The organism is Herbiconiux ginsengi (genome assembly GCF_900107435.1).
GTDB lineage: Bacteria > Actinomycetota > Actinomycetes > Actinomycetales > Microbacteriaceae > Herbiconiux > Herbiconiux ginsengi.
In genome coordinates this window covers 26,929-50,821 of the sequence record NZ_FNPZ01000002.1, presented here as the reverse complement: position 1 = coordinate 50,821, position 23,893 = coordinate 26,929, and the positions used below count along the sequence as shown (strand labels likewise).

23 protein-coding genes are annotated in these 23,893 nt (G+C 67.4%); 10 read left to right on the top strand and 13 right to left on the bottom strand.

Annotated features, from left to right (window positions below):
- The 3 genes from BLW00_RS08500 to BLW00_RS08490 are packed head-to-tail and all read right to left on the bottom strand — an operon-like array spanning position 1 to position 3,535.
- The gene (locus BLW00_RS08500) at positions 1-2,406 is read right to left on the bottom strand and encodes an HAD-IC family P-type ATPase (protein WP_092552338.1); all 2,406 of its coding nucleotides are present in this window, start codon (positions 2,404-2,406) and stop codon (positions 1-3) included.
- Positions 2,403-2,762 (bottom strand): iron chaperone, encoded by a 360-nt coding sequence (locus BLW00_RS08495; protein WP_092552335.1) that lies wholly within the window; start codon positions 2,760-2,762, stop codon positions 2,403-2,405. The genes BLW00_RS08500 and BLW00_RS08495 overlap by 4 nt, the downstream gene beginning before the upstream one ends.
- Entirely contained in the window at positions 2,762-3,535 is a 774-nt protein-coding gene (locus BLW00_RS08490; protein WP_092552332.1) for an SDR family NAD(P)-dependent oxidoreductase, read from the bottom strand. Before BLW00_RS08490 ends, BLW00_RS08495 begins: the two co-directional genes overlap by 1 nt.
- Positions 3,536-3,674: 139 nt before the next feature.
- On the opposite strand from BLW00_RS08490, the gene BLW00_RS08485 reads away from it, so the two are divergent.
- Complete coding sequence (locus BLW00_RS08485) at positions 3,675-4,022, top strand: UBP-type zinc finger domain-containing protein (protein WP_092552329.1); 348 nt, start codon at positions 3,675-3,677, stop codon at positions 4,020-4,022.
- A 63-nt stretch (positions 4,023-4,085) separates the two neighbouring features.
- Here the strand turns inward: BLW00_RS08485 and BLW00_RS08480 are convergent, their stop codons facing one another.
- Positions 4,086-4,484, bottom strand: coding sequence for a hypothetical protein (locus tag BLW00_RS08480; RefSeq protein WP_139256665.1), 399 nt, complete (start codon positions 4,482-4,484; stop codon positions 4,086-4,088).
- A 212-nt stretch (positions 4,485-4,696) separates the two neighbouring features.
- Between BLW00_RS08480 and BLW00_RS23770 the strand changes: the two genes are divergently transcribed.
- Genes BLW00_RS23770 through BLW00_RS08465 form a run of 3 tightly spaced genes read left to right on the top strand, consistent with a single transcriptional unit; the run spans position 4,697 to position 7,440 of the window.
- A complete protein-coding gene (locus BLW00_RS23770; protein WP_217634344.1) occupies positions 4,697-5,344 on the top strand; it encodes a TetR/AcrR family transcriptional regulator in 648 nt (215 codons plus the stop codon).
- On the top strand, positions 5,341-6,954 hold the full coding sequence (locus tag BLW00_RS08470) for an MDR family MFS transporter (protein WP_092552320.1): 1,614 nt from the start codon (positions 5,341-5,343) through the stop codon (positions 6,952-6,954). The genes BLW00_RS23770 and BLW00_RS08470 overlap by 4 nt, the downstream gene beginning before the upstream one ends.
- 42 nt (positions 6,955-6,996) lie before the next feature.
- Positions 6,997-7,440, top strand: coding sequence for a nitroreductase family deazaflavin-dependent oxidoreductase (locus BLW00_RS08465; protein ID WP_092552317.1), 444 nt, complete (start codon positions 6,997-6,999; stop codon positions 7,438-7,440).
- Positions 7,441-7,498: 58 nt separating this feature from the next.
- Here BLW00_RS08465 and dhaM read toward each other — a convergent pair whose 3' ends face one another.
- Genes dhaM through dhaK form a run of 3 tightly spaced genes read right to left on the bottom strand, consistent with a single transcriptional unit; the run spans position 7,499 to position 9,882 of the window.
- Positions 7,499-8,236 carry a dihydroxyacetone kinase phosphoryl donor subunit DhaM gene (gene dhaM / locus BLW00_RS08460; RefSeq protein WP_245741471.1) on the bottom strand — a complete coding sequence of 246 codons (738 nt, stop codon included), beginning with the start codon at positions 8,234-8,236 and terminating at the stop codon, positions 7,499-7,501.
- A 1-nt stretch (position 8,237) separates the two neighbouring features.
- Entirely contained in the window at positions 8,238-8,876 is a 639-nt protein-coding gene (gene dhaL / locus BLW00_RS23765) for a dihydroxyacetone kinase subunit DhaL (RefSeq protein WP_092552314.1), read from the bottom strand.
- 4 nt (positions 8,877-8,880) lie between these two features.
- Positions 8,881-9,882 (bottom strand): dihydroxyacetone kinase subunit DhaK, encoded by a 1,002-nt coding sequence (gene dhaK / locus BLW00_RS08450; RefSeq protein ID WP_092552311.1) that lies wholly within the window; start codon positions 9,880-9,882, stop codon positions 8,881-8,883.
- A 223-nt stretch (positions 9,883-10,105) separates the two neighbouring features.
- Between dhaK and BLW00_RS08445 the strand changes: the two genes are divergently transcribed.
- Complete coding sequence (locus BLW00_RS08445) at positions 10,106-10,876, top strand: MIP/aquaporin family protein (protein ID WP_092552308.1); 771 nt, start codon at positions 10,106-10,108, stop codon at positions 10,874-10,876.
- 88 nt (positions 10,877-10,964) lie between these two features.
- Positions 10,965-12,479, top strand: a complete 1,515-nt coding sequence (glpK, locus tag BLW00_RS08440; RefSeq protein WP_092552305.1) for a glycerol kinase GlpK — start codon at positions 10,965-10,967, stop codon at positions 12,477-12,479.
- Between the two features lie 232 nt (positions 12,480-12,711).
- On the opposite strand, the gene trpD is transcribed toward glpK, so the two are convergent.
- Entirely contained in the window at positions 12,712-13,767 is a 1,056-nt protein-coding gene (gene trpD, locus BLW00_RS08435; RefSeq protein ID WP_092552302.1) for an anthranilate phosphoribosyltransferase, read from the bottom strand.
- Positions 13,768-13,932: 165 nt separating this feature from the next.
- Here trpD and ctaE point away from each other — a divergent pair, with 165 nt between their 5' ends.
- From ctaE to qcrB, 4 genes are read left to right on the top strand one after another with little or no spacing between them, the layout of a single operon-like run.
- On the top strand, positions 13,933-14,523 hold the full coding sequence (gene ctaE / locus BLW00_RS08430) for an aa3-type cytochrome oxidase subunit III (RefSeq protein ID WP_092552299.1): 591 nt from the start codon (positions 13,933-13,935) through the stop codon (positions 14,521-14,523).
- A 49-nt stretch (positions 14,524-14,572) separates the two neighbouring features.
- Positions 14,573-15,367, top strand: coding sequence for a cytochrome bc1 complex diheme cytochrome c subunit (gene qcrC, locus BLW00_RS08425; protein WP_092552296.1), 795 nt, complete (start codon positions 14,573-14,575; stop codon positions 15,365-15,367).
- 60 nt (positions 15,368-15,427) lie between these two features.
- The gene (gene qcrA / locus BLW00_RS08420) at positions 15,428-16,498 is read left to right on the top strand and encodes a cytochrome bc1 complex Rieske iron-sulfur subunit (RefSeq protein WP_092552293.1); all 1,071 of its coding nucleotides are present in this window, start codon (positions 15,428-15,430) and stop codon (positions 16,496-16,498) included.
- A complete protein-coding gene (gene qcrB / locus BLW00_RS08415) occupies positions 16,495-18,171 on the top strand; it encodes a cytochrome bc1 complex cytochrome b subunit (RefSeq protein WP_092552290.1) in 1,677 nt (558 codons plus the stop codon). Before qcrA ends, qcrB begins: the two co-directional genes overlap by 4 nt.
- A 619-nt stretch (positions 18,172-18,790) precedes the next feature.
- Here qcrB and BLW00_RS08410 read toward each other — a convergent pair.
- The 5 genes from BLW00_RS08410 to BLW00_RS08390 form a co-directional block, all read right to left on the bottom strand.
- A complete protein-coding gene (locus tag BLW00_RS08410; protein ID WP_092552287.1) occupies positions 18,791-19,210 on the bottom strand; it encodes a cytochrome c oxidase subunit 4 in 420 nt (139 codons plus the stop codon).
- 3 nt (positions 19,211-19,213) lie between these two features.
- Complete coding sequence (gene ctaD, locus BLW00_RS08405; RefSeq protein WP_245741469.1) at positions 19,214-20,956, bottom strand: aa3-type cytochrome oxidase subunit I; 1,743 nt, start codon at positions 20,954-20,956, stop codon at positions 19,214-19,216.
- A 9-nt stretch (positions 20,957-20,965) separates the two neighbouring features.
- Positions 20,966-21,838 carry an aa3-type cytochrome oxidase subunit II gene (gene ctaC, locus BLW00_RS08400; RefSeq protein ID WP_092554592.1) on the bottom strand — a complete coding sequence of 291 codons (873 nt, stop codon included), beginning with the start codon at positions 21,836-21,838 and terminating at the stop codon, positions 20,966-20,968.
- 167 nt (positions 21,839-22,005) lie between these two features.
- Positions 22,006-22,371, bottom strand: a complete 366-nt coding sequence (locus BLW00_RS08395) for a HesB/IscA family protein (RefSeq protein WP_092552284.1) — start codon at positions 22,369-22,371, stop codon at positions 22,006-22,008.
- Between the two features lie 64 nt (positions 22,372-22,435).
- Positions 22,436-23,857: a dipeptidase gene (locus BLW00_RS08390; RefSeq protein WP_092552281.1), complete on the bottom strand. Its 1,422-nt coding sequence runs from the start codon at positions 23,855-23,857 to the stop codon at positions 22,436-22,438.
- Between the last annotated feature and the right edge of the window lie 36 nt (positions 23,858-23,893).

Here is a 23,893-nt window from a genome sequence, read left to right as displayed (position 1 = left end):
TCAGCCCTCCGTTCGATCGACCGCGGCTGCGCGCGCCGCGGTCGCGCGCACGGAATCCCGCGCCGCAACGCGCCGATGCACGAACCGCACGATCTCGATCAGCCCGATCGACCCGGCCGAGACCACCAGCACCAGCAGTGCGGTCGGCAGGGTCGGATCGACGAGCTGCAGGAAGTCCCGCACGAGGGGGATCGAGAACACCAGCACCAACCCGATCATCATCGCCCCGATCACGAACGACTTGAACCGGGTGACCGGGCGGGACAGCACCACGAGAATCCACAGCCCCACGATGGTGAGGATCAACGTCGCGCCCGTGCGGATCTCGGCTTCCGGAATCGTCCAGGCCGAGCCGGCGAGCGCATACAGCGCCAGACCGAGCGTCACCACGGCGCCGGCCGGCACCGCGAACGTCAACGACCGCCGCAGGAACCCGGGAACGTAGCGCTGCTTGTTCGGCAGCAGAGCCAGGAAGAAGGCGGGCACCCCGATCGTCAGTCCGTCGATGACCGACAGCTGCCGGGGCAAGAAGGGGAACGGCAGCATCAACGCACCGAAGACCACCGCGAGGAACGTCGCATAGGCCGTCTTGGTGAGGAACAGCATCGACACCCGCTCGATGTTCGCGATGACCTGCCGCCCCTCGGCGACCACCCGGGGCAGGTGCGAGAACTTTCCGTCGAGCAGCACCAGTCGTGCGACGGCCTTCGTGGCAGCGGCCCCCGAGTTCATGGCCACCCCGATGTCGGCCTCCTTGATGGCGAGCGCATCGTTCACACCATCGCCCGTCATCGCCACCACGTGCCCCGCCGTCTTCAGCGCGATCACGATCCGCTTCTTCTGCTCGGGCGTCACCCGCCCGAACACCACGTTCTCGTCGAGCACCCGGATCAGGTCGCCCTGGTCATCGGGCAGGTTGCGGGCATCGAACCCGGTGGGCGCGTCGAGACCCACGTCACGGGCGATCGCCGCCACGGTCTGCGGGTTGTCGCCGGAGATCACCCGCACGCTCACGCCCTGCTCGGCGAAGTAGTCGAGCGTCTCCCGAGCATCCGCACGGATGTTCTCGCGGAAGGTCAGCAGAACCACCGCCTCGGCATCGGGCGGCACCGTCTCGTCGTCGGTGGGTGAACCGTGCGCGAGCACGAGTGTGCGGCGCCCGGATGCCGCCAGCGCCGACGCGCGGGACAACAGCGCGGTGCCGCCGTGCGGAAACACCATCTCCGGCGCGCCGAGAATCCACATGCCGTCGTCGAACACGACGGCGCTCCACTTACGGTCCGACGAGAACGCCACCCGCCCCGACGGCGCTTCGGAGGGCTGCGTCGCGAACGACCCGGCGAGGCTGCGCGCCGTGGCGTTCGCGTCGTTCTGCACGCCGTACCAGCCCAATACCTGCTCCCAGCCCGAACGCGTCACGAGCGGATGCGCTCCGTCGAACACGATGTCGCCCTGCGTCAGCGTGCCCGTCTTGTCGAGGCAGATGAGGTCGACGCGGGCCAGCCCCTCGACCGCGGGCAACTCCTGCACCAGCACCTGCTGGCGGGACAGCTTCACCGCCCCCACGGCGAAGGTGATGCTCGTCATCAGCACCAGTCCGAGGGGGATCATCGCGACCACCGAGGCGATCGTCGCGACCGCGGCGTCACGCCAGGTGCCGCTCTCGATCGCGGGCCCCCAGCCGCCCTGGGCCACCATCTGCGCATTCAGCACCAGCAGGAAGATCGGACCGATGATCCAGGCCACCCAGCGCAGCACCCGGTCGATCGAGGAGCGCAGCTCGGACGCGACGAGCGAGAACCGCTTCGCCTCCTGGGCGAGCGCGTTGGCGAACGAGGCCGCGCCGACCCGCACGACCACGGCCCGCCCTTCGCCGCCCACCACGATCGATCCGGAGAGCACGTCGTCGCCCGGGCTCTTCTCCACCGGCTCGGACTCCCCGGTGAGCATCGATTCGTCGACCTGCAGGCCGAGCGACGAGAAGACCTCTCCGTCGGCCGCGATCTGGTCGCCGGCCCGCAGCACGGCCACGTCGCCTTCGACCACCGTTCCGATCACGATCTCCTGCTCCTGGCCGTCGCGCAGAACACGCGCGTGGGGCGCGTTCACCAGGGCCAGCCGGTCGAGCGCCCGCTTCGCCCGGTATTCCTGCACGGTGCCGATGACGGCATTGGCGAGCGCGCTCACCCCGAACAGCGCGTCTTGCCAACGGCCGATCACGAGCAGCACGAGGAAGCAGGCCACCACGATGCCGTTGAAGAGCGTGAGCACGTTGGCCCGCACGATGCTCCAGATGCTGCGGCTGCTGTCGGGCACGAAGGCATTGGTGCGCCCCTCTGCGGTGCGGGAGGCGACTTCGGCGGCGGTCAGTCCGGCGGCCGGCGCGACGGTGTCGGCAGGGCTCACGAGCGGCCCTGACGTGCCACGAGTTCCCCCACCACCCGGCCGACGAGCGGATAGGGAACGGGTTTGCGCAACGAGAACGTGAGCGTGCCCTTGGCGCCGCGATACGGCGTGAGTTCGGCCTCGAGCGCATCGTCCAACGCCGGGACGGCGTAAAGAGCGACATGGGTCTTCCACCCTGCGAAGTACACCAGCGTTCGGTCGCCGAGCGTGAGTGTGGGCATGTGGTAGCTCACGCCCTCGCGGGCGCCGGGCGCCGCCGCCCGGATCGTCTGACGCAGTTCCGAGAGCACGAGCTGCACCTCATCCGGGAAGGAATCGATGTAGTCGTCGACCGACGCGAACCGTTGCTCCACCATCAGAGACCCTGCACCAATCCCCCGTCGATCGTGATGTTCGCACCCGTGAGGTTGGCGGCCCGGTCGCCGGCGAGGAACACCACGAGGTCGGCCACCTCCTCCGGATGCGTGAATCGTTGGGTCGCCGAGCCCGCGACCGCCGCGCTCGCCACCTCGGCGGGTGCGAGCCCGCTGGCCCGCGACACCGTCTCGGCGACACCCCCTCCACCGAGCCACAGATCGGTCTCGACCGGACCGGGGCTCACGCAGTTGACGCGGATGCCCCGGCCGCCGTACTCCTTCGAGAGCGACTTCATCACATTCAGCAACCCGGCCTTGCCCGCGCCGTAGTCGATCACGGCCGGGTCGGGGAGCAGCGCGTTCACCGAGGCGATGGTGACGATGGTGCCGCGGCCGGCCTCGAGCATGCCCGGCAGCACCGCCCGCGTCGTGCGCACGGCAGCCAGGAGATTGAGCGTCAGCGAATTCTGCCACTGCTCGTCGGTGACCGAGAGGAAGCCATCGACGCGCGTGGTGGCCGCTCCGACATTGTTGACCAGGATGTCGACCCCGCCAGCGGCCGACACCAACGCCGCGGGCGCGTCGGCTGAGGACAGATCGGCCGCCACGAACCGCGCGGCGCCCCCGGCGACCAGTGCGTCGAGCTCGGCGGACGACGATCGCGCCGCCGCCACCACGACGGCGCCGGCATCGACGAGACCTCGGGCGATCGCCAACCCGATGCCCTTGCTCGCCCCCGTGACGAGAGCGGTCTTGCCCTCCAATTCGCGCATCCGAACTCCCCTTCTCCGTTTCCGACCGTGCAGGTTGGCTCTGAAGCTATCGGAGGCGCCGCCGTCGTGCCAGAGCCGGCCGGGAATGTGCACGACTCGAGGAATTGCACAGGTCGGTGCTGCAGGGGATGCTTGGTGCATGACTAGCGACACCGCGATCAGGCCCGAGGTCCCGCCGTCCGGAACGGGCTGCGTCGAATGCACCGAGAGCAGCGGCTGGTGGTTCCACCTCCGTCGCTGCGCCCAATGCGGTCACATCGGCTGCTGCGACTCCTCGGTCAGTCAGCACGCGCGACGGCACGCGGAAGAGACCGGACATCCGGTCATCCAGTCGTTCGAACCAGGAGAAGACTGGTTCTGGGACTACGAGACCGCCGACTACGCGGAGGGGCCGCAGCTGGCTGCCCCCGATTCGCACCCCGCGAGCCAGCCCGCGCCCGGTCCCGACGGCGCCGTGCCGCCCGACTGGCGCGACCGGCTCAACTGACCGCCGCGGCCGGGCAGCCTGCGAGGATCCCGCGAAGACCACGCGTCGCCCGAAGGGACGGGATCAGACGCCGGGCTCGTCGAAGTAGGACACGTTGACCTCGTTGCGTTCGCGGGCCGCTGCGGCGCGCTCCTGACGCAGCCGCTCGGAGCGCTCCTGCCGCTCCCGCAGCGCCTCCGGGTCGACCTCGACCTTGCGCACCGTGAGGGATCCCCGGGTGGCGGGGCTGGACCGCTTGGCACCCGACCCGCCCGACGAGCGCGTCGTCGACGAACCGGATGACGGCCGGCCGGCGGAACGGGTCGCGGCCGCCGCGCGCGCCGCCGAGACCACGGGCGCCTGCCCGCTGCCCGAGCAGCGCTGGCCCGTCTTGTCTTCGTGCTGGATGAGGGTCTGCGACACCAACCCCACGGCGACCGATTTTCCACAGACCGGGCATTTCGTTCCTGCACTGCTGGCCATGGTGGCTTTCGACCCTTTCGATCGGCTGATTGCGACATCCCCCGAGACTCGATTTTCGCACGGATCGGATGCACCCCGCACCGCCGCCCTCAGCTCTCACCCGACGGCAACCGAGGATTCACCGAATCGCCGCACAAACATGCAGTCTCGCAACATTGCATGACCGCATGTTTGCACTTGCGCAATTATGCAGAACGCGCAATAATTACGGAGTGACATCGACCCCCTCCGGTCTTCGCGACCGCAAGCGTCAAGAGACCCGTGCCCGCATCGAGCGCGCGGCCGCCGAACTCGTGCTCGCCCACGGCCTGCCCGGTGTGACCGTCGACGCGATCAGCGAGGCCGCCGAGATCTCGCCGCGCACCTTCTTCAACTACTTCGAGAGCAAAGAGGATGCGATCGTCGGCCTGCACGGGCTCGACGAGACCACCGAGACCATCGCCACCCACCTCGCCCGCGAGGAGCAGCAGAACGATCTGGTCGGCTCGACCGTCCGGCTGCTGTTCGAGGTGTGGGGCACGGCACTCCCCGACTCGTCGCTGAAGGAGATCCGCATGGAGATCCTCCGCCGCAACCCGGAACTGCTCGAGCGCCACATGGCCCAGATGGGCCGGATGATGCAACAGCTCTCCGCGGCGGTGCGCACCCTGGCCGGTGAATCCTCCGCCGACGAAACCACGACCCCCACAGACTCCCGCCCCAGCTCCCCGTCCTGGTCCGAACCCGTCCTCGCCCTCTGCGGCGCGGCGGTGCGCCTCACGGTGAAGGACTGGATCGCCGGCGGCAGCACCGAATCATCCGACGTACTCGAGTCGCGAGCCATCGCACTCGTCAGAGAGGCAATCGAAAGACTCCGATGACCCAGACACTCCCCGCGCCGGCGACCGCCGGCACCGCCGAAAGCGCACCCGGCGCCGCGCGACGCACCATCCTCCTCGTCTTCGCCGGACTCATGGTGACGATGCTGCTCGCCTCCCTCGACCAGACCATCTTCAGCACCGCGCTGCCCACCATCGTGGGCGAGCTCGACGGCGTCGACCACATGCTCTGGGTCACCACTGCCTACATCCTGGCCTCCACGATCATGCTTCCCGTCTACGGCAAGCTCGGCGACCTGATCGGCCGCAAGGGCCTGTTCATCGGAGCGATCGCCCTCTTCATGCTGGGTTCCGTCATCGGCGGCATGGCACAGGACATGACCTGGCTCATCGCCGGCCGCGCCGTGCAGGGCCTCGGTGGCGGCGGACTGATGATCCTCTCCCAGGCGATCATCGCCGACGTCGTGCCCGCCCGCGAGCGCGGCAAGTACATGGGCATCATGGGCGGCGTGTTCGCCCTGTCGAGCGTCGCCGGCCCCCTGCTCGGCGGCTGGTTCACCGAGAGCATCGGCTGGCGGTGGGCGTTCTGGATGAACATCCCGCTCGGCATCCTGGCCATCGCCTCGGCGGTGCTGTTCCTGCGCCTCCCCCGGCACGCGCAACGCCGCCCGCGACTCGATTTCGCCGGCATGGGCCTGCTCGCCATCGCGTCGACCTGCCTCGTGCTCGTCACCACCTGGGGCGGCACCACCTACGACTGGAACTCCCCCGTCATCCTGGGCCTCATCGTGGGCACCGTCGTGGCCGGAGTGCTCTTCGTGATGGTGGAGCGCCGCGCGGCGGAACCCATCATGCCGCTGCATCTGTTCCAGGACCGCAACTTCAACCTCACCACGATCGCCGGTCTCATCATCGGCATCGCGATGTTCGGAGCGCTCGCCTACCTGCCCACCTATCTGCAGATGGTCACCGGCGTGAACGCGACGAACGCAGGACTACTGATGATCCCGCTGATGGCCGCTCTGCTGGTCACCTCGATCGTCTCCGGCCAACTCGTGAGCCGCACCGGTCGCTACAAGTGGCTGCCGATCACCGGCACGGCGATCGTCGCGGTGGCCCTGGTGCTGCTGTCGACGATGACCCCGACGCTGCCGATCTGGATCCTCTGCTCCTATCTGGCCGTCATGGGCCTGGGGCTCGGCATGAGCATGCAGATCCTCATACTGATCGTGCAGAACGCCTTCCCGGTCAGCCAGGTCGGCACGGCCACCGCCTCGAACAACTACTTCCGTCAGATCGGCGCCTCCCTCGGCTCCGCGATCGTCGGCAGCCTGTTCGTGTCGCGGCTCACCGCGCTGCTGGCCGAGCGGATGCCGGCATCCGGCGGTGCGACGGCCGGCGACAGCAACTCCTTCACCCCAGCCATGGTGAACGGATTGCCGGATGCCGTGCGCTCCATCATCGTGGGCGCCTACAACGACGCCCTGACCCCCGTGTTCCTCTACATGGTGCCGCTGGTGCTGGTGGCGGTGGTGCTGCTCGTCTTCGTGAAGGAGAAGCCGCTGGCCACCACGATCGAGCGCGACATCGTGCCCGAGACCCTCGAGATCGACGGGGCCACCCGCACGAACCTCGAACCGGCCGCCCGATAGCCCCTCGGAATAGTGCTGACCCGCGGTACGTTGGTCAGCACTATGCCGTTGTCAGGAGAATACGAAGCCGGAACGTCGGACTGGGCGCGCAAGCAACTCGAGACCTATGAGGGCTCGGGCGGCACGAAAGGCACCACGCTCCGGGGTATGCCCGTCATCATCCTCACCTCCGTGGGGGCGAAGAGCGGCAAGCTGCGCAAGAATCCGCTGATGCGGGTCGAGCACGACGGGGAGTACGCGGTCGTCGCCTCCCTGGGCGGCGCTCCGAAGCATCCGGTCTGGTATTACAACCTGGTGGCGAACCCGCACGTCGAACTGCAGGACGGCCCGGTCAAACGCGACTACCTGGCCCGCGAGGTCACCGGCGCCGAGAAGGCGGTCTGGTGGGAGCGCGCGGTGCAGGCCTACCCCGACTACGCGAACTACCAGACGAAGACGGATCGGCAGATCCCCGTCTTCGTGCTCAGCCCGATCGACGTCGACTGAGTCGAGGCGGGCGGGCGGCGAGGCGGCCGGGGTCGACCCCTGGCCCTGTCGCCCGCTCTCAGGCCTCGCCGAACCCGGTCTCGATCAGGTCGGCCAGCGCATCGACGGCTTCCCGCGCCTCCGGATCGGCACTCGCCACCTCTACGGTCGACCCTTTGACCAGGCCCATCGACATGATGCCGAGCAGGCTCTTCGCGTCTTTGCCGTTCACGGTCACCTTCACGGGAAAGGTGTTGGCGAGCTTCACGAATTCGGCGGCGGGCCGCGCGTGCAGTCCGTCTTTGTTGACGATCGTCACCGTGCGCGACAGGGTTCCGGATGCGCCGCCCGGCTCCCCGGAGGCCGTCACGGTCGCCGGGGCACCCGCCTCCGCCGCATCCGGCGCCGAGGCGGCATCCGCCGTCTCGTTCGCCGACTCCGCGGCCGCGACGACGCCCGCCAGATCGGCGCCCGTCTCAGCGGCCACCGCAGCGGCGACACCACCCTCGACGAGTGGAGCCGACGCGATCCGCACCCGCGCGCGAACCTCGTCGTCGAGGAAGTCGAGCGCGGTCTCGGCCGTGAGAATCGCCGACCCCAGATCGCAGAGCACCACGACGCCGGAACCCGAATCGGCGTCGGCGATCGCCGCGGTCACCTTCTCGAAGCTCGTGCCGATGCCGCCCTCGTCGGTGCCACCGGCCGCGACCAGGGTCGCACCCTCGGCCATCTGACGCGCGAGCTGCACCAGCCCCTCGGCGATCAGGGAGCTGTGCGAGACGAAGACGACTCCCACGCGGCCGGGCGTGCCCGGCACCTCAGGCGCCCTTCGCGGCGTCGGCCGCCGCACGGAGCAGGAGCGACGACGACTGCGCTCCGGGGTCGCGGTGCCCGATGGCCCGTTCGCCGAGGTAACTCGCCCGCCCCTTGCGGGCCACCAGCGGTTCGGTGGCCACGGCACCCGCCTCGGCGGCGGTCGCGGCGGCATCCAGGATCTCCGCCTCCGTCTTGCCCGCTGCCAGCGCGGCGGCCGCGGCGTCCACCGCGGGAGTCCAGGCGTCGATCATCGTCTTGTCGCCGGACTCGGCCTTGCCGCGGAGCACGATGCCGTCGCGCGCCGCCGTGAGCAGGGCCACGACGGCCGCTCCGTCGAGCTCCTTCTCGGCGCCCGCGGCACCGGCGGCCTTGAGGTAGGCGGTGCCCAGCAGCGGACCGGAGGCGCCGCCGACCGTCGAGATCAACGTCGTCGCCACCAGCTTGAGGGCATCACCCGGAGTGGCATCCGGCGGCAGGTCGTCGAGCTTGGCCATGACCGCGGTGTACCCCCGGTCGAGGTTCTCGCCGTGGTCGCCGTCACCGATCGCTCGATCGAGGTTGATCAGTTCGACACGGTGCTCCGCGACGACCCGTGCGCTCTCCCTGATCCAGTCCGTCGTCCAGGTGATGCCCAAACTCATTCGTCTACCTTCCCCAGCGCAAGGCTGCCGTCTGTACGGGTGCGTCGTAGAGCTCCGTGAGCTCGTCGTCGAGCTTCAGCACGCTGATCGAGGTGCCCTGCATCTCGAGCGAGGTCACGAAGTTGCCCACCAGTGAGCGTGTCACCTCGATGCCCTTGTCGGCGAGCACCTGGGCGGCGTGCCGGTAGACGATGTAGAGCTCGACCTGCGGGGTGCCTCCCATCCCGTTCACCATGAGCGCGACCTTGTCCCCGGATGCGAAAGGCAGGTCTTCGAGGATCGGCCCGAGCAACCGGTCGACGATCTTGTCGGCAGGCTCGAGCTTGATCCGTTCGCGGCCGGGTTCGCCGTGGATGCCGATGCCGATCTCGATCTCGTCGTCGGCCAGCTCGAAGCTCGGCTCGCCCGCGTGCGGCACGACGCAGGGGGTCAGGGCGACGCCCATCGTGCGCACGTTCGCGTTCACCTTCTCGGCGACGTCGGCCACCGCGGCCAGGTCGTCTCCGCGCTCGGCGGCGGCTCCGGCGATCTTCTCGACGAAGACCGTGCCCGCCACGCCGCGACGGCCCGCGGTGTAGAGCGAGTCCTTCACGGCGACGTCGTCGTCGACGATCACCGTGCGCACCTCGATGCCGTCGGCTCCGGCGAGATCGGCGGCGGTCTCGAAGTTCAGCACGTCGCCGGTGTAGTTCTTCACGATGTGGAGCACGCCCGCTCCCCCGTCGACCGCCTTGGTGGCGGCGAGGATCGGGTCGGGTGTAGGCGAGGTGAACACGGCGCCGGGAACCGCGGCATCCAGCATCCCGTAGCCGACGAAGCCACCGTGCAACGGTTCGTGGCCACTGCCACCGCCGCTGACGAGGCCCACCTTGCCCGACACGGGGGCGTCTTTGCGGGCGATGAAGATCGGGTCGTGCGAGACGGTGACCAGGTCACCGTGCGCTGCTTCGAATCCGGCGACCGCCTCTTCGACGACGTTCTTCGGATCGTTGATGAGCTTCTTCATTGAAAAATCCCTTCGATCGGACGTTCGTCGCCCGCGACGGGAGCCCGAACCGGGCCATCCGGTGCAAATCTACGCCGTTCGCCGCGCGCTCCGGTAGACCCCGCCACGCCACGCCCGGGGTCTTAGGGGATATACCTGGCAAGTTCCTGGGGATATCGTTGGGGCAAACCCGATCACCCCGGGGGTCACAGTGGGTGACCGAACAGTGCGAAGGAAGGTCATCGTGGACAATCTTGGTATCGATTTCGTCTCGGAGCTGGTGGGCACAGCCCTACTGGTCCTCCTCGGCACCGGCGTGGTCGCCAACGTCGCTCTCATCAGGACGAAAGGCTTCAACGGCGGTTTCCTGATGGTCACCATCGGGTGGGGCCTCGCGGTCTTCTCCGGTGTCATCGTCGCCTACGCGTCAGGGGCCCACCTCAACCCGGCGGTCACCCTCGGGCTCGTCGCCAACGGCGCGACCACCTTCGGATCGGAAGCGACCCAGGTCGACGTCAACTTCCTCTCGGTCATCACCTACATCGGCGCGCAGATGATCGGTGCCATCATCGGTGCGGTCGTCGTCTGGCTGGCGTACAAGCAGCACTTCGACGAGGAGCCCGAGCCGGCGGCCAAGCTCGGCGTGTTCTCGACGGGGCCTGCCATCCGCTCCTACGCCTGGAACCTCGTCACCGAGATCATCGGCACCTTCGTGCTGGTGTTCGTGGTTATCGCGTTCGGCGGCGGGCGCCAGGGCGACGGCGGCCTGGCGGCCCTCGGCGCACTGCCGGTGGCGCTCCTCGTGATCGCGATCGGCGCCTCGCTCGGTGGCCCGACCGGTTACGCGATCAACCCGGCCCGTGACCTCGGGCCTCGCATCGCGCACGCGTTCCTGCCCATCCGGGGCAAGGGAACCTCCGACTGGTCGTACTCCTGGGTTCCGGTCGTGGGTCCGATCATCGGCGGACTGATCGCCGGATGGGCGGCGCTCTGGTTGCTCCCGATCCTCACCTAGCACCCAGCGGGCCGGTCCACAGTGAAGTAGACCGGCCCGCTTTTTTGTGCGCTCACGCCGCACGGCCGTCCCGCTACGAAGGAGTGTCATGACGGACTACATCATCGCGATCGACCAGGGAACCACCAGCACCCGGGCGATCGTGTTCGACCACGCGGGGTCGATCGTGAGTCAGGGGCAGCTCGAGCACAAGCAGATCTTCCCGAAGGCCGGATGGGTCGAACACGACCCCAAGGAGATCTGGGACAACACGCGCGAAGTCATCGGACAGGCTCTCTCGCGGGCCAACATCACGCGGCACAACGTGAGGGCTGTCGGCATCACCAACCAGCGCGAGACCACGGTGGTGTGGGACAAGAACACCGGTGAGCCGGTCTACAACGCCATCGTCTGGCAGGACACCCGCACGCAGGACATCGTCGACCGCCTGGCCGCCGACGGCGGTGTCGAGCGATTCAAGGACATCGTCGGCCTCCCCCTGTCGACGTACTTCGCCGGCACCAAGATCGTCTGGATCCTCGAGAACGTCGAGGGCGCGCGCGAGAAGGCGGAGGCGGGCGAGCTGCTGTTCGGCACCACCGACTCCTGGGTCACCTGGAACCTCACCGGCGGCGTCGACGGCGGAGTGCACATCACCGATGTCACGAACGCCTCGCGCACCCTGTTCATGGACCTGACGACGCTGACCTGGCGCGACGACATCCTCGAGGTGTTCGGGGTTCCGAAGTCGATGCTGCCGGAGATCAAGTCGTCCTCCGAGGTCTACGGCACCGTGCACACCTCGTCGCTGCTGCGCGAGGTGCCGGTCGCCGGCATCCTCGGCGACCAGCAGGCCGCCACCTTCGGCCAGGCCGCGTTCGACGCGGGAGAGTCGAAGAACACCTACGGCACCGGCAACTTCCTCATCTTCAACACGGGCACCGAGATCGTGCACTCGAAGAACGGATTGCTCACCACGCTCGGCTACCGGCTCGGGGACGACGTGCCGCACTACGCGCTGGAGGGCTCCATCGCGGTCACCGGATCGCTGGTGCAGTGGCTGCGCGACAACCTGGGGCTCATCGCGAGTGCGCCCGAGATCGAGGAGCTCGCGGCATCCGTCGACGACAACGGCGGCGCCTACTTCGTGCCCGCGTTCTCAGGTCTCTTCGCGCCCTACTGGCGATCGGACGCGCGGGGTGCGCTCGTCGGCCTCACCCGCTTCGTGAACAAGGGCCACATCGCCCCGGCCGCTCTCGAGGCCACCGCCTTCCAGACCAAGGAGGTGCTGGATGCGGTCGATGCCGACTCGGGCGTGCCGCTGACGGAGCTGAAGGTCGACGGCGGGATGATCGCGAACAACCTCCTCATGCAGTTCCAGGCCGACATCCTCGGTGTGCCCGTGGTGCGCCCGGTCGTCGCGGAGACCACGGCGCTCGGCGCCGCGTATGCGGCCGGCCTCGCGGTGGGCTTCTGGGCCAATCTCGACGAGCTGCGCGCCAACTGGCAGGAAGACAGCCGTTGGGAGCCGAAGATGGATGAAGCGGAGCGGGCCCGCCTCTACCGCAACTGGAAGAAGGCCGTCACGAAGACCTTCGACTGGGTCGACGGGGATGTGAACTGATACCGCAACGTCGAATGACAGGGCCCGCAGCCCGCTGAACCGCCCAGAGACATCGGGACGAGACGGCAAGCTGCGGGCCTTTCTCGACGACCCAGGGTGAGCGCGAGGCCGCGTCAGCGACCTCACGCGAACATGTCGCCTCGCGCCGCAGAAGCGGCGGCGCGAGCAATAAGGGCCCGCCCTGCCGAAGGCCGGGCGAGCCCGGAAGGGGCGGATCGGTACCCCACAACGACTAGCGCCTATTCGTCGCGTCGATCCAGGCGGCGAGCTTCTTCGCGGCCGCACCCGAGTCGATCGCGGCTGACGCGATCGCCATCTTCTCGGTGAGCCGTTCCACGATGCCGCGGTCGACCTCGGAGGGGTCGGAGACCAGCTCGAAGGCCACGAGCCCGGCGGCCGCGTTCAGCACCACCATGTCGCGCACCGGGCCCTGTTCGCCGTTCATCACCCGCCGCACGACGTCGGCGTTGTGCGCCGCGTCGCCGCCCTGGAGGTCTTCGATCGAGGCGCGGGGAATGCCGAGATCACGAGGGTTGAGGTCGTGCTCCTTCACCGAACCGCGCGACACCTCCCAGATGTGGCTGTGCCCCGTGGTCGTCAGCTCGTCGAGCCCGTCGTCGCCACGGAACACCAGCGCGGTGGCGCCACGCGTCTGGAACACACCCACGATCAGGGGCACCCGGTCCAGGTGCGCCACGCCGACCGCGGAGGCTTCTGCGCGAGCCGGGTTGCAGAGCGGGCCGAGGAAATTGAAGACGGTGGGCACGCCGAGATCCGCCCGCACCACACCTGCGTTCTTGAAGCCGGGGTGGAATTTCGAGGCGAAGGCGAACGAGATCCCGGTCTCCAGGAACACCTCGGCGACGCGCGCCGGTTCGAGGTCGATGTCGAGCCCGAGGGCCCGCAGCACGTCCGACGACCCCGAGAGCGAGCTCGCGGCCTTGTTGCCGTGCTTGATCACCGGCACTCCGCTCGCCGAGGCCACGATCGACGCCATCGTCGACACGTTCACGGTGCCGAAGCTGTCGCCGCCGGTGCCCACGATGTCGAGCGCGAACGGGTCGATCTCGAGCGGCAGCGAGTGCTCGAGGATGGCGTCGCGAAAGCCCACGATCTCGTCGACGGTCTCGCCCTTGGCCCGCAACGCCACCAGGAATCCGGCCAACTGAGCCTCGGTGACGTCGCCCTCCATGACCTTGTTCATCGACCAGGTCGCCTCGGAGATCGACAGATCCTCACCGGCGAGGAGGTGAGCGATCATTCCGGGCCAGGATTGCGTGTTCGCCATACCAGCGATCTTATGGGGCGCCGCTCGGCGAACACCGACGTGTATCCCTGCCGGGACACGCCGACAACCTCGCGCCCTAGTCCCCCAAATGCAAAATCACCTGACGATTTCGGACATAATGGACCTGTGACGAGCAGCTCATTGACCCATTCTCAGAGTGCCCCCATGGTCCAGCGCCCCAACATCGTGGCGGTGGGTACCATCGTGTGGCTGGGCAGCGAGGTCATGTTCTTCGCCGGCCTCTTCGCGATCTACTTCACGCTGCGGTCGACGAACCCCGGCGCCTGGGCCGAGCAGGCCAACACGCTGAACGTTCCGTTCGCGCTCGTCAACACGATCATCCTGGTCATCTCATCGTTCTGGTGCCAGTTCGCGGTGTTCGCCGCCGAGCGCGGGCAGACCAAGCGCACGAGCTGGAAGCCGGTCGACTGGGGAATCACCGAGTGGATGTTCCTCGCCTACGCCTTCGGCGCCATCTTCGTCAGCGGCCAGGTGCTCGAGTACGCGACCCTCGTCTCCGAGGGCATCACGATCGACGGCAGCGCCTACGGTTCGGCCTTCTACCTCACCACCGGTTTCCACGCCCTGCACGTAACCGGCGGCCTCATCGCGATGCTCCTCATGCTGGGGCGTGTCTTCGCGGTCAAGAACTTCGGTCACAAAGAGGCGACGAGCATCATCGTGGTCTCCTATTACTGGCACTTCGTCGACGTGGTCTGGATCGGCCTGTTCCTCGTGATCTACGTGCTGAAGTAGCGCCTCCGTCATGTTCCACCGACGTCGCCCCGAACAGAGAGTAGAGAGAATGGCCCGCACGAGCAGGAAAGCGAACAGACGCCACCCGCTGGCGACTGTACTGCTGATTGCTATCGGCCTGGTCGTCACGGGTGGTGGGTACGCGCTCCTCAGCAGCACGACCACCGCCACCGCTGACACGAGCGCCACCAGCCAGGAGACGATCGAGGAGGGCCAGAAGCTCTTCGCCGCCAACTGCGCCACCTGCCACGGCATGAGCCTCGAAGGCACCGCCGACGGGCCGAGCCTCATCGGCGTCGGCGCGGCGGCCGTCAACTTCCAGGTGGGAACGGGGCGGATGCCCATGGCCATGCAGGGGCCGCAGGCCATGCAGAAGCCGCCGCAGTTCACCGACGAGCAGACCGCAGCTCTCGCGGCCTATGTCGCCTCCATCTCCCCCGGCCCGGCCATCCCCGACCCGAGCCTCCTGCAGGGCGACGGCGACGCCACGAACGGCGGCGAGCTGTTCCGCATCAACTGCGCCATGTGCCACAACGTGCACGGAGCGGGCGGCGCTCTCACCGAGGGCAAGTTCGCGCCCGAGCTCACGGGTGTCGCGGCGACGCACATCTACGAGGCCATGCTCACCGGCCCGCAGAACATGCCCGTCTTCAACGACGACAACCTGACGCCCGAAGACAAGCGCGACATCATCACCTACCTGAAGTACCTCGAGAACAACCCGTCTCCGGGCGGCGTCGAGCTCGGGTCGCTCGGGCCGGTCGCCGAAGGCCTGTTCGCGTGGATCTTCGGACTCGGCGCGATCATCGGCCTGATGGTCTGGCTCACCGCGAAGTCGAACTAGCCGCCCGGATCTCGTGAACACCGGCACAGCACACACCAGCACAGCTCGAAAGGGACAACAATGGCACATGACGAGGTGAGCGGGGCAGAGACCCCCGCTTCCGATTCGTCGGCCGTCGAGACGAGTCGAACGGCATCGACCAGCACCGCGGTCATTGCGTCCGACGTCGCAAACCCTGGCGAGCCCGCCCACCGCCAGCGCGTCACCGACACCGACCCCCAGGCCGCGAAGCGTGCTCAGCGGTCGGTCTACACGCTCTTCTACCTCTCGATCGCGGGCAGCGTCTTCGCGGTCGCCGCCTACATGGCCTTCCCCATCGAGAACGACGACGTCGGATCCGTCCGGTTGAACACGCTCTTCATGGGCATCGGCATCGCGCTGGCCCTGTTCGGGATCGGTCTCGGAGCCGTGCACTGGGCCAAGGCCATCATGTACGACAAAGAAGGCATCGACATCCGTCACCCCGTTCGGGGAACCGACGAGACGCGCGCCCGCGCGGTCGAGATCTTCCACGAGGCCGACCAGGAGTCGGGCTTCGGGCGTCGCACCCTCATCCGCAACAGCCTGATCGGTGCGCTGATCGCGTTCCCGCTGCCCGGCCTCGTGCTGTTCCGCGGTCTCGCCCCGCAGAGCGAAGACCCGGCGATGCTGCTCAGCCACACGATGTGGAAGAAGGGTGCGCGCCTCACGCTCGACCCCTCGGGCATTCCGGTGAAGGCGTCCGACGTCACCATCGGCTCGGTGTTCCACATCATCCCGGAGGGTCTCAACGAGGCCCCCGATCGTCTGGAGCAGAAGGCCAAAGCAGCCGTGCTGCTCATGCGCCTCAACCCCGACGACCTCAACATCAGCCCCGGGCGTGAAAGCTGGTCGTACGACGGAATCGTCGCGTACTCGAAGATCTGCACGCACGTCGGCTGCCCCGTCGCCCTCTACGAGCAGCAGACGCACCACCTGCTCTGCCCGTGCCACCAGTCGACCTTCGACGTGGTGAACGAGTGCCAGGTGATCTTCGGCCCGGCCAAGCGCCCGCTGCCGCAGCTGCCGATCGAGGTCGACTCCGAGGGCTACCTGGTTGCTCAGAGCGACTTCAACGAGCCCGTCGGTCCGAGTTTCTGGGAGCGTTCATGACCACGATAGAAAGATCGGATGCCCCGGCCGAGGTCGCGGCTCCGGCTCCGGCTCCCGCCAAGAGCGGCGGCTTCACGGCGGCGGCAGCGAACTACATCGACGAGCGCACCAGCATCTCGGGCGTCGTCAAGGAGTTCGGCCGCAAGATCTTCCCCGACCACTGGTCGTTCATGCTCGGCGAGGTGGCGCTCTACAGCTTCGTCATCATCATCCTGTCCGGAACCTTCCTGACCTTCTTCTTCCAGGCCTCGATGGCCGAGGTGACCTACAACGGCTCCTGGGCGCCGCTGAAGGGCATGGAGATGTCGGCGGCGATGGATTCGGCGCTGAAGATCTCGTTCGACATCCGCGGTGGTCTGCTGGTTCGCCAGATCCACCACTGGGCGGCCCTGCTGTTCATCGCCGCCATCGGCATCCACATGCTGCGCGTCTACTTCACGGGTGCGTTCCGCAAGCCGCGTGAGCTCAACTGGGTCATCGGCTTCACGCTGTTCGTGCTGGCGATGGCCGAAGGCTTCACCGGCTACTCGCTCCCCGACGACCTGCTCTCGGGCAACGGTCTTCGCATCATCGACGGCCTGATCAAGGGCATCCCCTTCGTCGGCACCTGGATCTCGTTCCTGCTGTTCGGCGGGGAGTTCCCGGGCACGGCGATCATCGGGCGTTTGTACACCCTGCACATCCTCTTGCTGCCGGCGTTGGTGGTCGCGTTCATCGCGCTCCACCTGGTCTTCGTCGTGGTGCACAAGCACACGCAGTTCGCCGGTGGCGGTCGCACACAGAAGAACGTGATCGGCTACCCGATCCTCCCGGTGTACGCCGCGAAGGCCGGCGGGTTCTTCTTCCTGGTGTTCGGTGTCGTCGCGCTGATGGCCGCGTTCTTCACGATCAACCCGATCTGGAACTACGGTCCTTACGACCCATCGCCGGTCTCGGCGGGTACGCAACCCGACTGGTACATCGGATTCGCCGACGGTGCGCTCCGATTGATCCCGCCGGGCTGGGAGTTCGTCTGGCTCGACCACACCTGGTCGTTCAACATCATCGTGCCCGTTCTGGCGCTGCTGGTGCTGCTCGGATTGGTGGCCGTCTATCCGTTCATCGAAGGCTGGGTGACGGGCGACAAGCGCGAGCACCACATCCTCGACCGCCCGCGCAATGCTCCGACCCGCACGGGTATCGGTGCGGCCGGTGTCACCTTCTACGCCGGCCTCTGGGCCGCGGCGAGTTCCGACATCATCGCGACGCATTTCCAGCTCTCGCTGGAGAGCGTGACGCATGCCATCCAGGCCTGGGTCATCCTCGGGCCGTTCCTGGCCTACTTCGTCGCGAAGCGCGTCTGCATCGGTCTGATGAAGAAGGATCGCGAGATCGTGCTGCACGGCTATGAGTCCGGCCGTATCGTGCGTCTGCCCGGTGGCGAGTACATCGAGGTGCACGAGCAGGTCGATGACTACGAGCGCTGGAAGCTGGTCGACTACGAGGTCTACGAGCCGCTGATGCTGCGCCCCAACAGCCAGGGCAAGATCACGGGCAGCGCGCGCCTGCGGGTGCGTCTCTCGAAGTGGTTCTTCGAGGACCGCATCGCGCCGGCCTCCCGCACGGAGCTCGAAGCCGGTCACGGCCACGGCGCTGCAGCGCACGACGAGATCGAGGGCCCCGGCCACCACTAGGCTCCCCTCCCCCGCCCCAGGGCCCGGCATCGCATACCTTGCGGTGCCGGGCCCTTCGTCGTTGCCGCCTTCGACGCATCGATCACGTCGGGGTGCCCTTGAGAGCCTCGCTGCCGATGACAGCGTCCGCCACAGGCGCCGCTGGTCGACAGAGCCGGCGGAGAGAACTACTGAACTCGTCGGAATAGGGCACCCGTGCGGCCCGTCAACGGCGAGGCCACCGCGCTGACCGCTGATGAGAAGGTTCTCCTCATGTCACGTGGCGTCACCAACGGCACCGTCTTCGGCGGTGAAGACACCCTTTCCGCGGCAGTGTCCCCCGACGTCAAGACGGTGACCGGCGCACGCGCACCGACTGCTTCGACCGCCTCTTCGTCTCGGCCCACATCACCGCCGCGAACGGCACGGCGCCCGAGGTCGCGGCGGCGCTGGCCGGTGGTCGGGAGGCCACGAGTGGTCGACGGACGATCGGGGAGGCCGCTGCGGCCTCCCGAGGTGTCAACGGCGCCCCGCGTGGTGCGGCCTCGACCGAGGGAGCACAAACGAAAGGACCCGCGCTCTCGAGGAGCGCGGGTCCGATCGGGCAAGCCGAGGAGTCAGGCGGTTGTCGTCGCGGAGCCTAGCGGGCGAAGTAGCCGCGGTAGTACTCGAAGACCCAGCCGACGATCGCGACGAGCAGCAAGGCCCCCGCGATGAACGAGATCCAGAAGCCGACCGCGAGGCCGAGCACCATCAGCGCACCGCCACCGGCGAGGATGATCGGCCACCAGCTCCACGGGCTGTAGAAGCCCATCTCAGGGTCGCCGTCGTCGATGTTCGAGTCGAGCAGGTCTTCCGGCAGCTCCGCGCCCTGGGCCTTGTGCACACGGCCCAGGTAGAAGGCCAGGAACGCCGCCAGGATGGCCGAGAGGCCGATGGCCACGGTGCCGACGGGCTCCAGCTGACCTTCGTACCAGATCAGCGACCAGCCCGTGTAGACCGCGTCGGCCAACAGCATGAAGATGGCCAGGATCCAGAAGAGATTGGTATTGGCTCTCATGCCTTACTTCACCTTGCTTTGCGAGAGGTCGTACGTGGGAGCATCCGGGGCGTCTTTCGCGGGCCCGACGCCGACTGGCACGCCGGCCTCCGGATGGTTGAGATCGAACGCCGGAGATTCCGAACGGATGCGCGGGATCGAGGTGAAGTTGTGCCGCGGCGGCGGGCACGACGTGGCCCACTCGAGCGAGCGGCCGTAGCCCCACGGGTCGTTCACGGTGACCTTCGGCGCCTTGCGGGCTGTGATGTACACGTTCAGGAAGAACGGGATCATCGACGCGGCGAGGATGAAGGCGCCGATCGTCGAGAGCTGGTTCATCCAGGTGAATCCGTCTTCGGGCTGATACGTCGCGTAGCGACGCGGCATGCCGATGACGCCCAGCCAGTGCTGGATGAGGAACGTGGTGTGGAAGCCGATGAACAGCAACCAGAAGTGCCAGTGGCCGAGCCGCTCGTTGAGCATCTTGCCCGTCCACTTCGGCCACCAGAAGTAGAAGCCCGAGAACATGGCGAACACGACGGTTCCGAACACGACGTAGTGGAAGTGCGCCACCACGAAGTAGGTGTCGGAGACGTGGAAGTCGAGCGGCGGCGACGCCAGGATGACACCGGTCAGACCACCGAAGGTGAAGGTGATCAAGAAGCCGATGGCCCAGATCATCGGTGTCTCGAACGTGACCGAGCCTCGCCACATGGTGCCGATCCAGTTGAAGATCTTCACACCCGTCGGCACGGCGATGAGCATCGTCATCAGCGCGAAGAACGGGAGGAGCACCGATCCGGTGACGTACATGTGGTGCGCCCAGACGGTGACCGAGAGCGCCGCGATCGAGATCGTGGCGTAGATCAGGGTCTTGTAGCCGAAGATCGGCTTGCGACTGAAGACAGGGAACACCTCGGAGACGATGCCGAAGAACGGCAGCGCGATGATGTACACCTCCGGATGCCCGAAGAACCAGAACAGATGCTGCCAGAGCAGCACGCCGCCGTTCGCCGCGTCGTAGACGTGGGCTCCGAAGACACGGTCGGCACCGAGGGCGAAGAGCGCAGCGGCGAGAACCGGGAAGGCCATCAGCACGAGGATCGACGTGACCAGGATGTTCCAGGTGAAGATCGGCATGCGGAACATGGTCATGCCCGGCGCGCGCAGCGTGATGACCGTGGTGATGAAGTTGACCGCGCCGAGGATGGTGCCGAAGCCCGAGAGCCCCAGACCGAACACCCACATGTTTCCGCCGTCACCCGGTGTGAACGTCGTACTCGACAAGGGCGCATAGGCGAACCAGCCGAACGACGCCGCACCCTGCGGGGTGAGGAAGCCCGACACCGCGATCAGCGAGCCGAAGAGGAACAGCCAGAAGGCGAACGCGTTCAGACGCGGGAACGCGACATCCGGAGCACCGATCTGCAGCGGCATGATGACGTTGGCGAAGCCGGCGAACAGCGGCGTCGCGAACATCAGCAGCATGATCGTGCCGTGCATCGTGAAGAGCTGGTTGTACTGGTCTTTGGTCTGCAGCAGCTCGAGACCCGGCTCGAACAGCTGGGCGCGGATGACCAGGGCCATCACGCCACCGAGGCAGAAGAAGAGGAACGAGGCGATCAGGTACATGTACCCGATGGTCTTGTGGTCGGTGGAGGTGATCCACTTGATGAAGATGTTGCCCTTGCGGCCCACCGACTTCGACGGAGTCGGGATGGGGGCCGGGGCCGTGCCGCCGGGCGATACCGCCACTGTTGCTGTCATGGCGCGCTCCTACTCTTCTTCGTGCGCGGGCGTGCCGATGCCCGGGAGGTTCTGGTTGCGGTTGTACTCCGGGCCCAGCTGACCCTCCTGACCGGCGTCTTTCAGGGACTGGATGTAGTCGTCGTACTCCTGCTGCGAGACGACCTTCACGTTGAAGAGCATCATCGAGTGGTATTCGCCGCAGAGCTCGGCGCACTTCCCGCTGAAGGTGCCCTCGCGTTCGGGCGTGACGTACATGTAGTTCGTCTTGCCCGGCAGCATGTCCTTCTTGTAGAGGAAGTCGATGACCCAGAAGGAGTGGATGACGTCGCGCGACTGGAGCTCGATCTCCACCTTCTTGCCGACGGGCAGGTAGAGCACCGGGATCTCGGACTCGACGAGCGAGCCGTTCGCGTCATCCGGGTTGTCCTGACCCTGGATGCCGGGCGAGTAGACGTTCTCGTCGACGTAGTTGAAGTCCCACGCCCACTGCTTGCCGAAGACCTGGATCTTCACGTCGGGGCTGTCGTACTTCGCCTCGATCTCGCTCTGATCGCGGGCCGTGAAGGCGAAGAAGCCGAGCACGAGGATGAGCGGCACGATCGTGTAGAAGATCTCGATCGGCATGTTGTAGCGCAGCTGCACCGGAAGACCGGTCTGCCCCTTGCGCCGCCGGTAGACGACGATCGCCCAGATGGTGAGGCCCCAGGTGATGACACCCACGACCAGCAGCACGATCCACGACGTGACCCAGAGCCCGATGACCCGGTCGACGTTGTTGGTGGTGCCGGGCTCGGTGGGAAGCCAGCCTTGCAGCTGCTCCTGGGTGCACCCGGCCAAGACAACGGACAGTAGCGCCGCGATAGGAATCGCGGCCCATCGGAGACGTCGGTTAGAGCGCACCACAGACCTTTCGGGAAGCTACACCACAGTGTATTTGACCTTTTCATAGCCTACTGGGTCGCGGTCGCCGCCGTTGCCACAGGCACACCGGATGCGCGTGCTTCGGATGCGAAAAAGGGGCCGTTCCCGAAGGAACGGCCCCTGAATCCGGGGATTCGCGTCGCGACTCAGTGGAACGAGTCTCCGCACGCGCAGCTTCCGGAGGCGTTCGGGTTGTCGATCGTGAAGCCCTGCTTCTGGATCGTGTCTTCGAAGTCGATGGTGGCGCCCTCGAGGTAGGGCACGCTCATCTTGTCGACGATGACCTCGACGCCGTCGAAGTCGACCACGCCGTCTCCGTCGAGCATCCGCTCGTCGAAGTAGAGCTGGTAGATGAGACCCGAGCAGCCGCCGGGCTGCACGGCCACGCGCAGACGCAGGTCGTCGCGACCCTCCTGCTCGAGGAGGCTCCGCACCTTCTGGCCCGCGGCGGGCGTGATGCCCACCTTGTGCGCCGGCGCCTCGACGTCAGCGGTCAGCGTTGTGTCGCTCATGTGCACTCCATTCGTTCGGAAGTATGGAAGAAGTCTAACTCCGGCAACGGGACGGTTGCCGCAACTATTCCCGGGAGTTCAGGCGGAGCAATAACAACGCCTCGGCGGCGATGGCCCGCTTGAAGACGCCGAGGTGGAGGGACTCGTTGGGGCTGTGGGCACGGGTGTGCGGGTCTTCGACGCCGGTGACCAGGATCTGCGCCTCCGGGAACACCCGCACCAGATCGGCGATGAACGGGATCGAGCCCCCCACCCCAGCCTCGACCGGCTCGGCGCCCCACGCGTCGCGCATCGCGTCTTTCGCTGCGGAGACCGCCCAGCCGGAGGTGTCGACGAGGAACGGGTCACCCGTGTCGACATCGCTGATCTCGACCTGGGCGCCGAAGGGAGTGTGCGACCGGATGTGCGCTTCGAGCGCGGCCAGCGCGTCGGACGCCGCCTGCCCCGGTGCGATCCGGGCGCTCACCCGCACCGACACCGTGGGCGCCAGGGTGTTCGAGGCGTTGGCCACGGTCGGCGCGTCGATGCCGGTGACCGTGATCGACGGCCCCGCCCACAGCCTCGACAGGATGGATCCGGTGCCGATCGGCTGCACCCCGTCGAGGAGGCCCGCCTCGGCGCGCAACGTCTCCTCCGTGTACTCCGGCGCCGAGATCGGCCGCGACGTCAGCCCGTCGACGGCGACCGACCCGTTGTCGTCGTGGAAGGTGCTGAGCAAGCGGATGGTGGCCAGCATCGCGTCCGGAACGGCGCCCCCGAACATCCCCGAGTGCGAGGCGTGCGCCAGCGTCGAGACCGTGAGCTTGAACGTGACGTTGCCCCGCAGGCTGATGGTGAGCGACGGGGTCTCCGTGTTCCAGTTGTCGGAGTCGGCCACGACGATGACGTCGGCGGCGAGCCGCTCGCGGTTGGTCTCGAGGAAGTTCGCGAACGAGCGGGAGCCGAACTCCTCCTCGCCCTCGATGAACACCACGAGACCGAGATCGAAGTCGGTGCCGGCCACCGCCGCCAGCGCTCGCACCGACGCGAGGTGCGAGACCACGCCCGCCTTGTCGTCGGCGGCGCCGCGCCCGTAGAGGCGGTCGCCGCGCACGGTCGGCTCGTAGGGCGGTGAATCCCAGTCGGCATCCTGACCGGGGGGCTGCACGTCGTGGTGCGCGTAGAGCAGCACCGTGGGCTTGCCGTTCTTCGCCGGCCGGGTGGCGAGCACGGCCGGTTGGCCGAGCTCACCCGACTCCGTGGAGGCGCGCAGCACGTCGACCGCCTCGAAGACGCCGGTCGAGCGGAAGAGCTCGGCCACCGCGTCGGCGCTGGCCTCGACGTGCGCCGGATCGAACGCCGCCCACGAGACCGAGGGGATGCGCACCAGAGCGCTGAGGTCGGCGATGCTCGCGGGGAGCCCGAGTTCGACGGTCTCGGCGAGGGCCGCCTCGAGAGCGCTCTGCGGCGGATTCTGGGCGAACGAGGAGCCACTGCTGTCTGTCATGCAGGTAATCTTAAGAGACGAACGAGCGAGGACACC

Coding starts and splice junctions, on each gene's coding strand:
- BLW00_RS08495 (WP_092552335.1), bottom strand. CDS start 2,762: ATGGTGGAGCAACGGTTCGCGTCGGTCGACGACTACATCGATTCCTTC.
- BLW00_RS08490 (WP_092552332.1), bottom strand. CDS start 3,535: ATGCGCGAATTGGAGGGCAAGACCGCTCTCGTCACGGGGGCGAGCAAG.
- BLW00_RS08485 (WP_092552329.1), top strand. CDS start 3,675: ATGACTAGCGACACCGCGATCAGGCCCGAGGTCCCGCCGTCCGGAACG.
- BLW00_RS08480 (WP_139256665.1), bottom strand. CDS start 4,484: ATGGCCAGCAGTGCAGGAACGAAATGCCCGGTCTGTGGAAAATCGGTC.
- BLW00_RS08470 (WP_092552320.1), top strand. CDS start 5,341: ATGACCCAGACACTCCCCGCGCCGGCGACCGCCGGCACCGCCGAAAGC.
- BLW00_RS08465 (WP_092552317.1), top strand. CDS start 6,997: ATGCCGTTGTCAGGAGAATACGAAGCCGGAACGTCGGACTGGGCGCGC.
- dhaL (WP_092552314.1), bottom strand. CDS start 8,876: ATGAGTTTGGGCATCACCTGGACGACGGACTGGATCAGGGAGAGCGCA.
- dhaK (WP_092552311.1), bottom strand. CDS start 9,882: ATGAAGAAGCTCATCAACGATCCGAAGAACGTCGTCGAAGAGGCGGTC.
- glpK (WP_092552305.1), top strand. CDS start 10,965: ATGACGGACTACATCATCGCGATCGACCAGGGAACCACCAGCACCCGG.
- trpD (WP_092552302.1), bottom strand. CDS start 13,767: ATGGCGAACACGCAATCCTGGCCCGGAATGATCGCTCACCTCCTCGCC.
- ctaE (WP_092552299.1), top strand. CDS start 13,933: ATGGTCCAGCGCCCCAACATCGTGGCGGTGGGTACCATCGTGTGGCTG.
- qcrC (WP_092552296.1), top strand. CDS start 14,573: ATGGCCCGCACGAGCAGGAAAGCGAACAGACGCCACCCGCTGGCGACT.
- qcrA (WP_092552293.1), top strand. CDS start 15,428: ATGGCACATGACGAGGTGAGCGGGGCAGAGACCCCCGCTTCCGATTCG.
- qcrB (WP_092552290.1), top strand. CDS start 16,495: ATGACCACGATAGAAAGATCGGATGCCCCGGCCGAGGTCGCGGCTCCG.
- BLW00_RS08410 (WP_092552287.1), bottom strand. CDS start 19,210: ATGAGAGCCAATACCAATCTCTTCTGGATCCTGGCCATCTTCATGCTG.
- ctaD (WP_245741469.1), bottom strand. CDS start 20,956: ATGACAGCAACAGTGGCGGTATCGCCCGGCGGCACGGCCCCGGCCCCC.
- BLW00_RS08395 (WP_092552284.1), bottom strand. CDS start 22,371: ATGAGCGACACAACGCTGACCGCTGACGTCGAGGCGCCGGCGCACAAG.
- BLW00_RS08390 (WP_092552281.1), bottom strand. CDS start 23,857: ATGACAGACAGCAGTGGCTCCTCGTTCGCCCAGAATCCGCCGCAGAGC.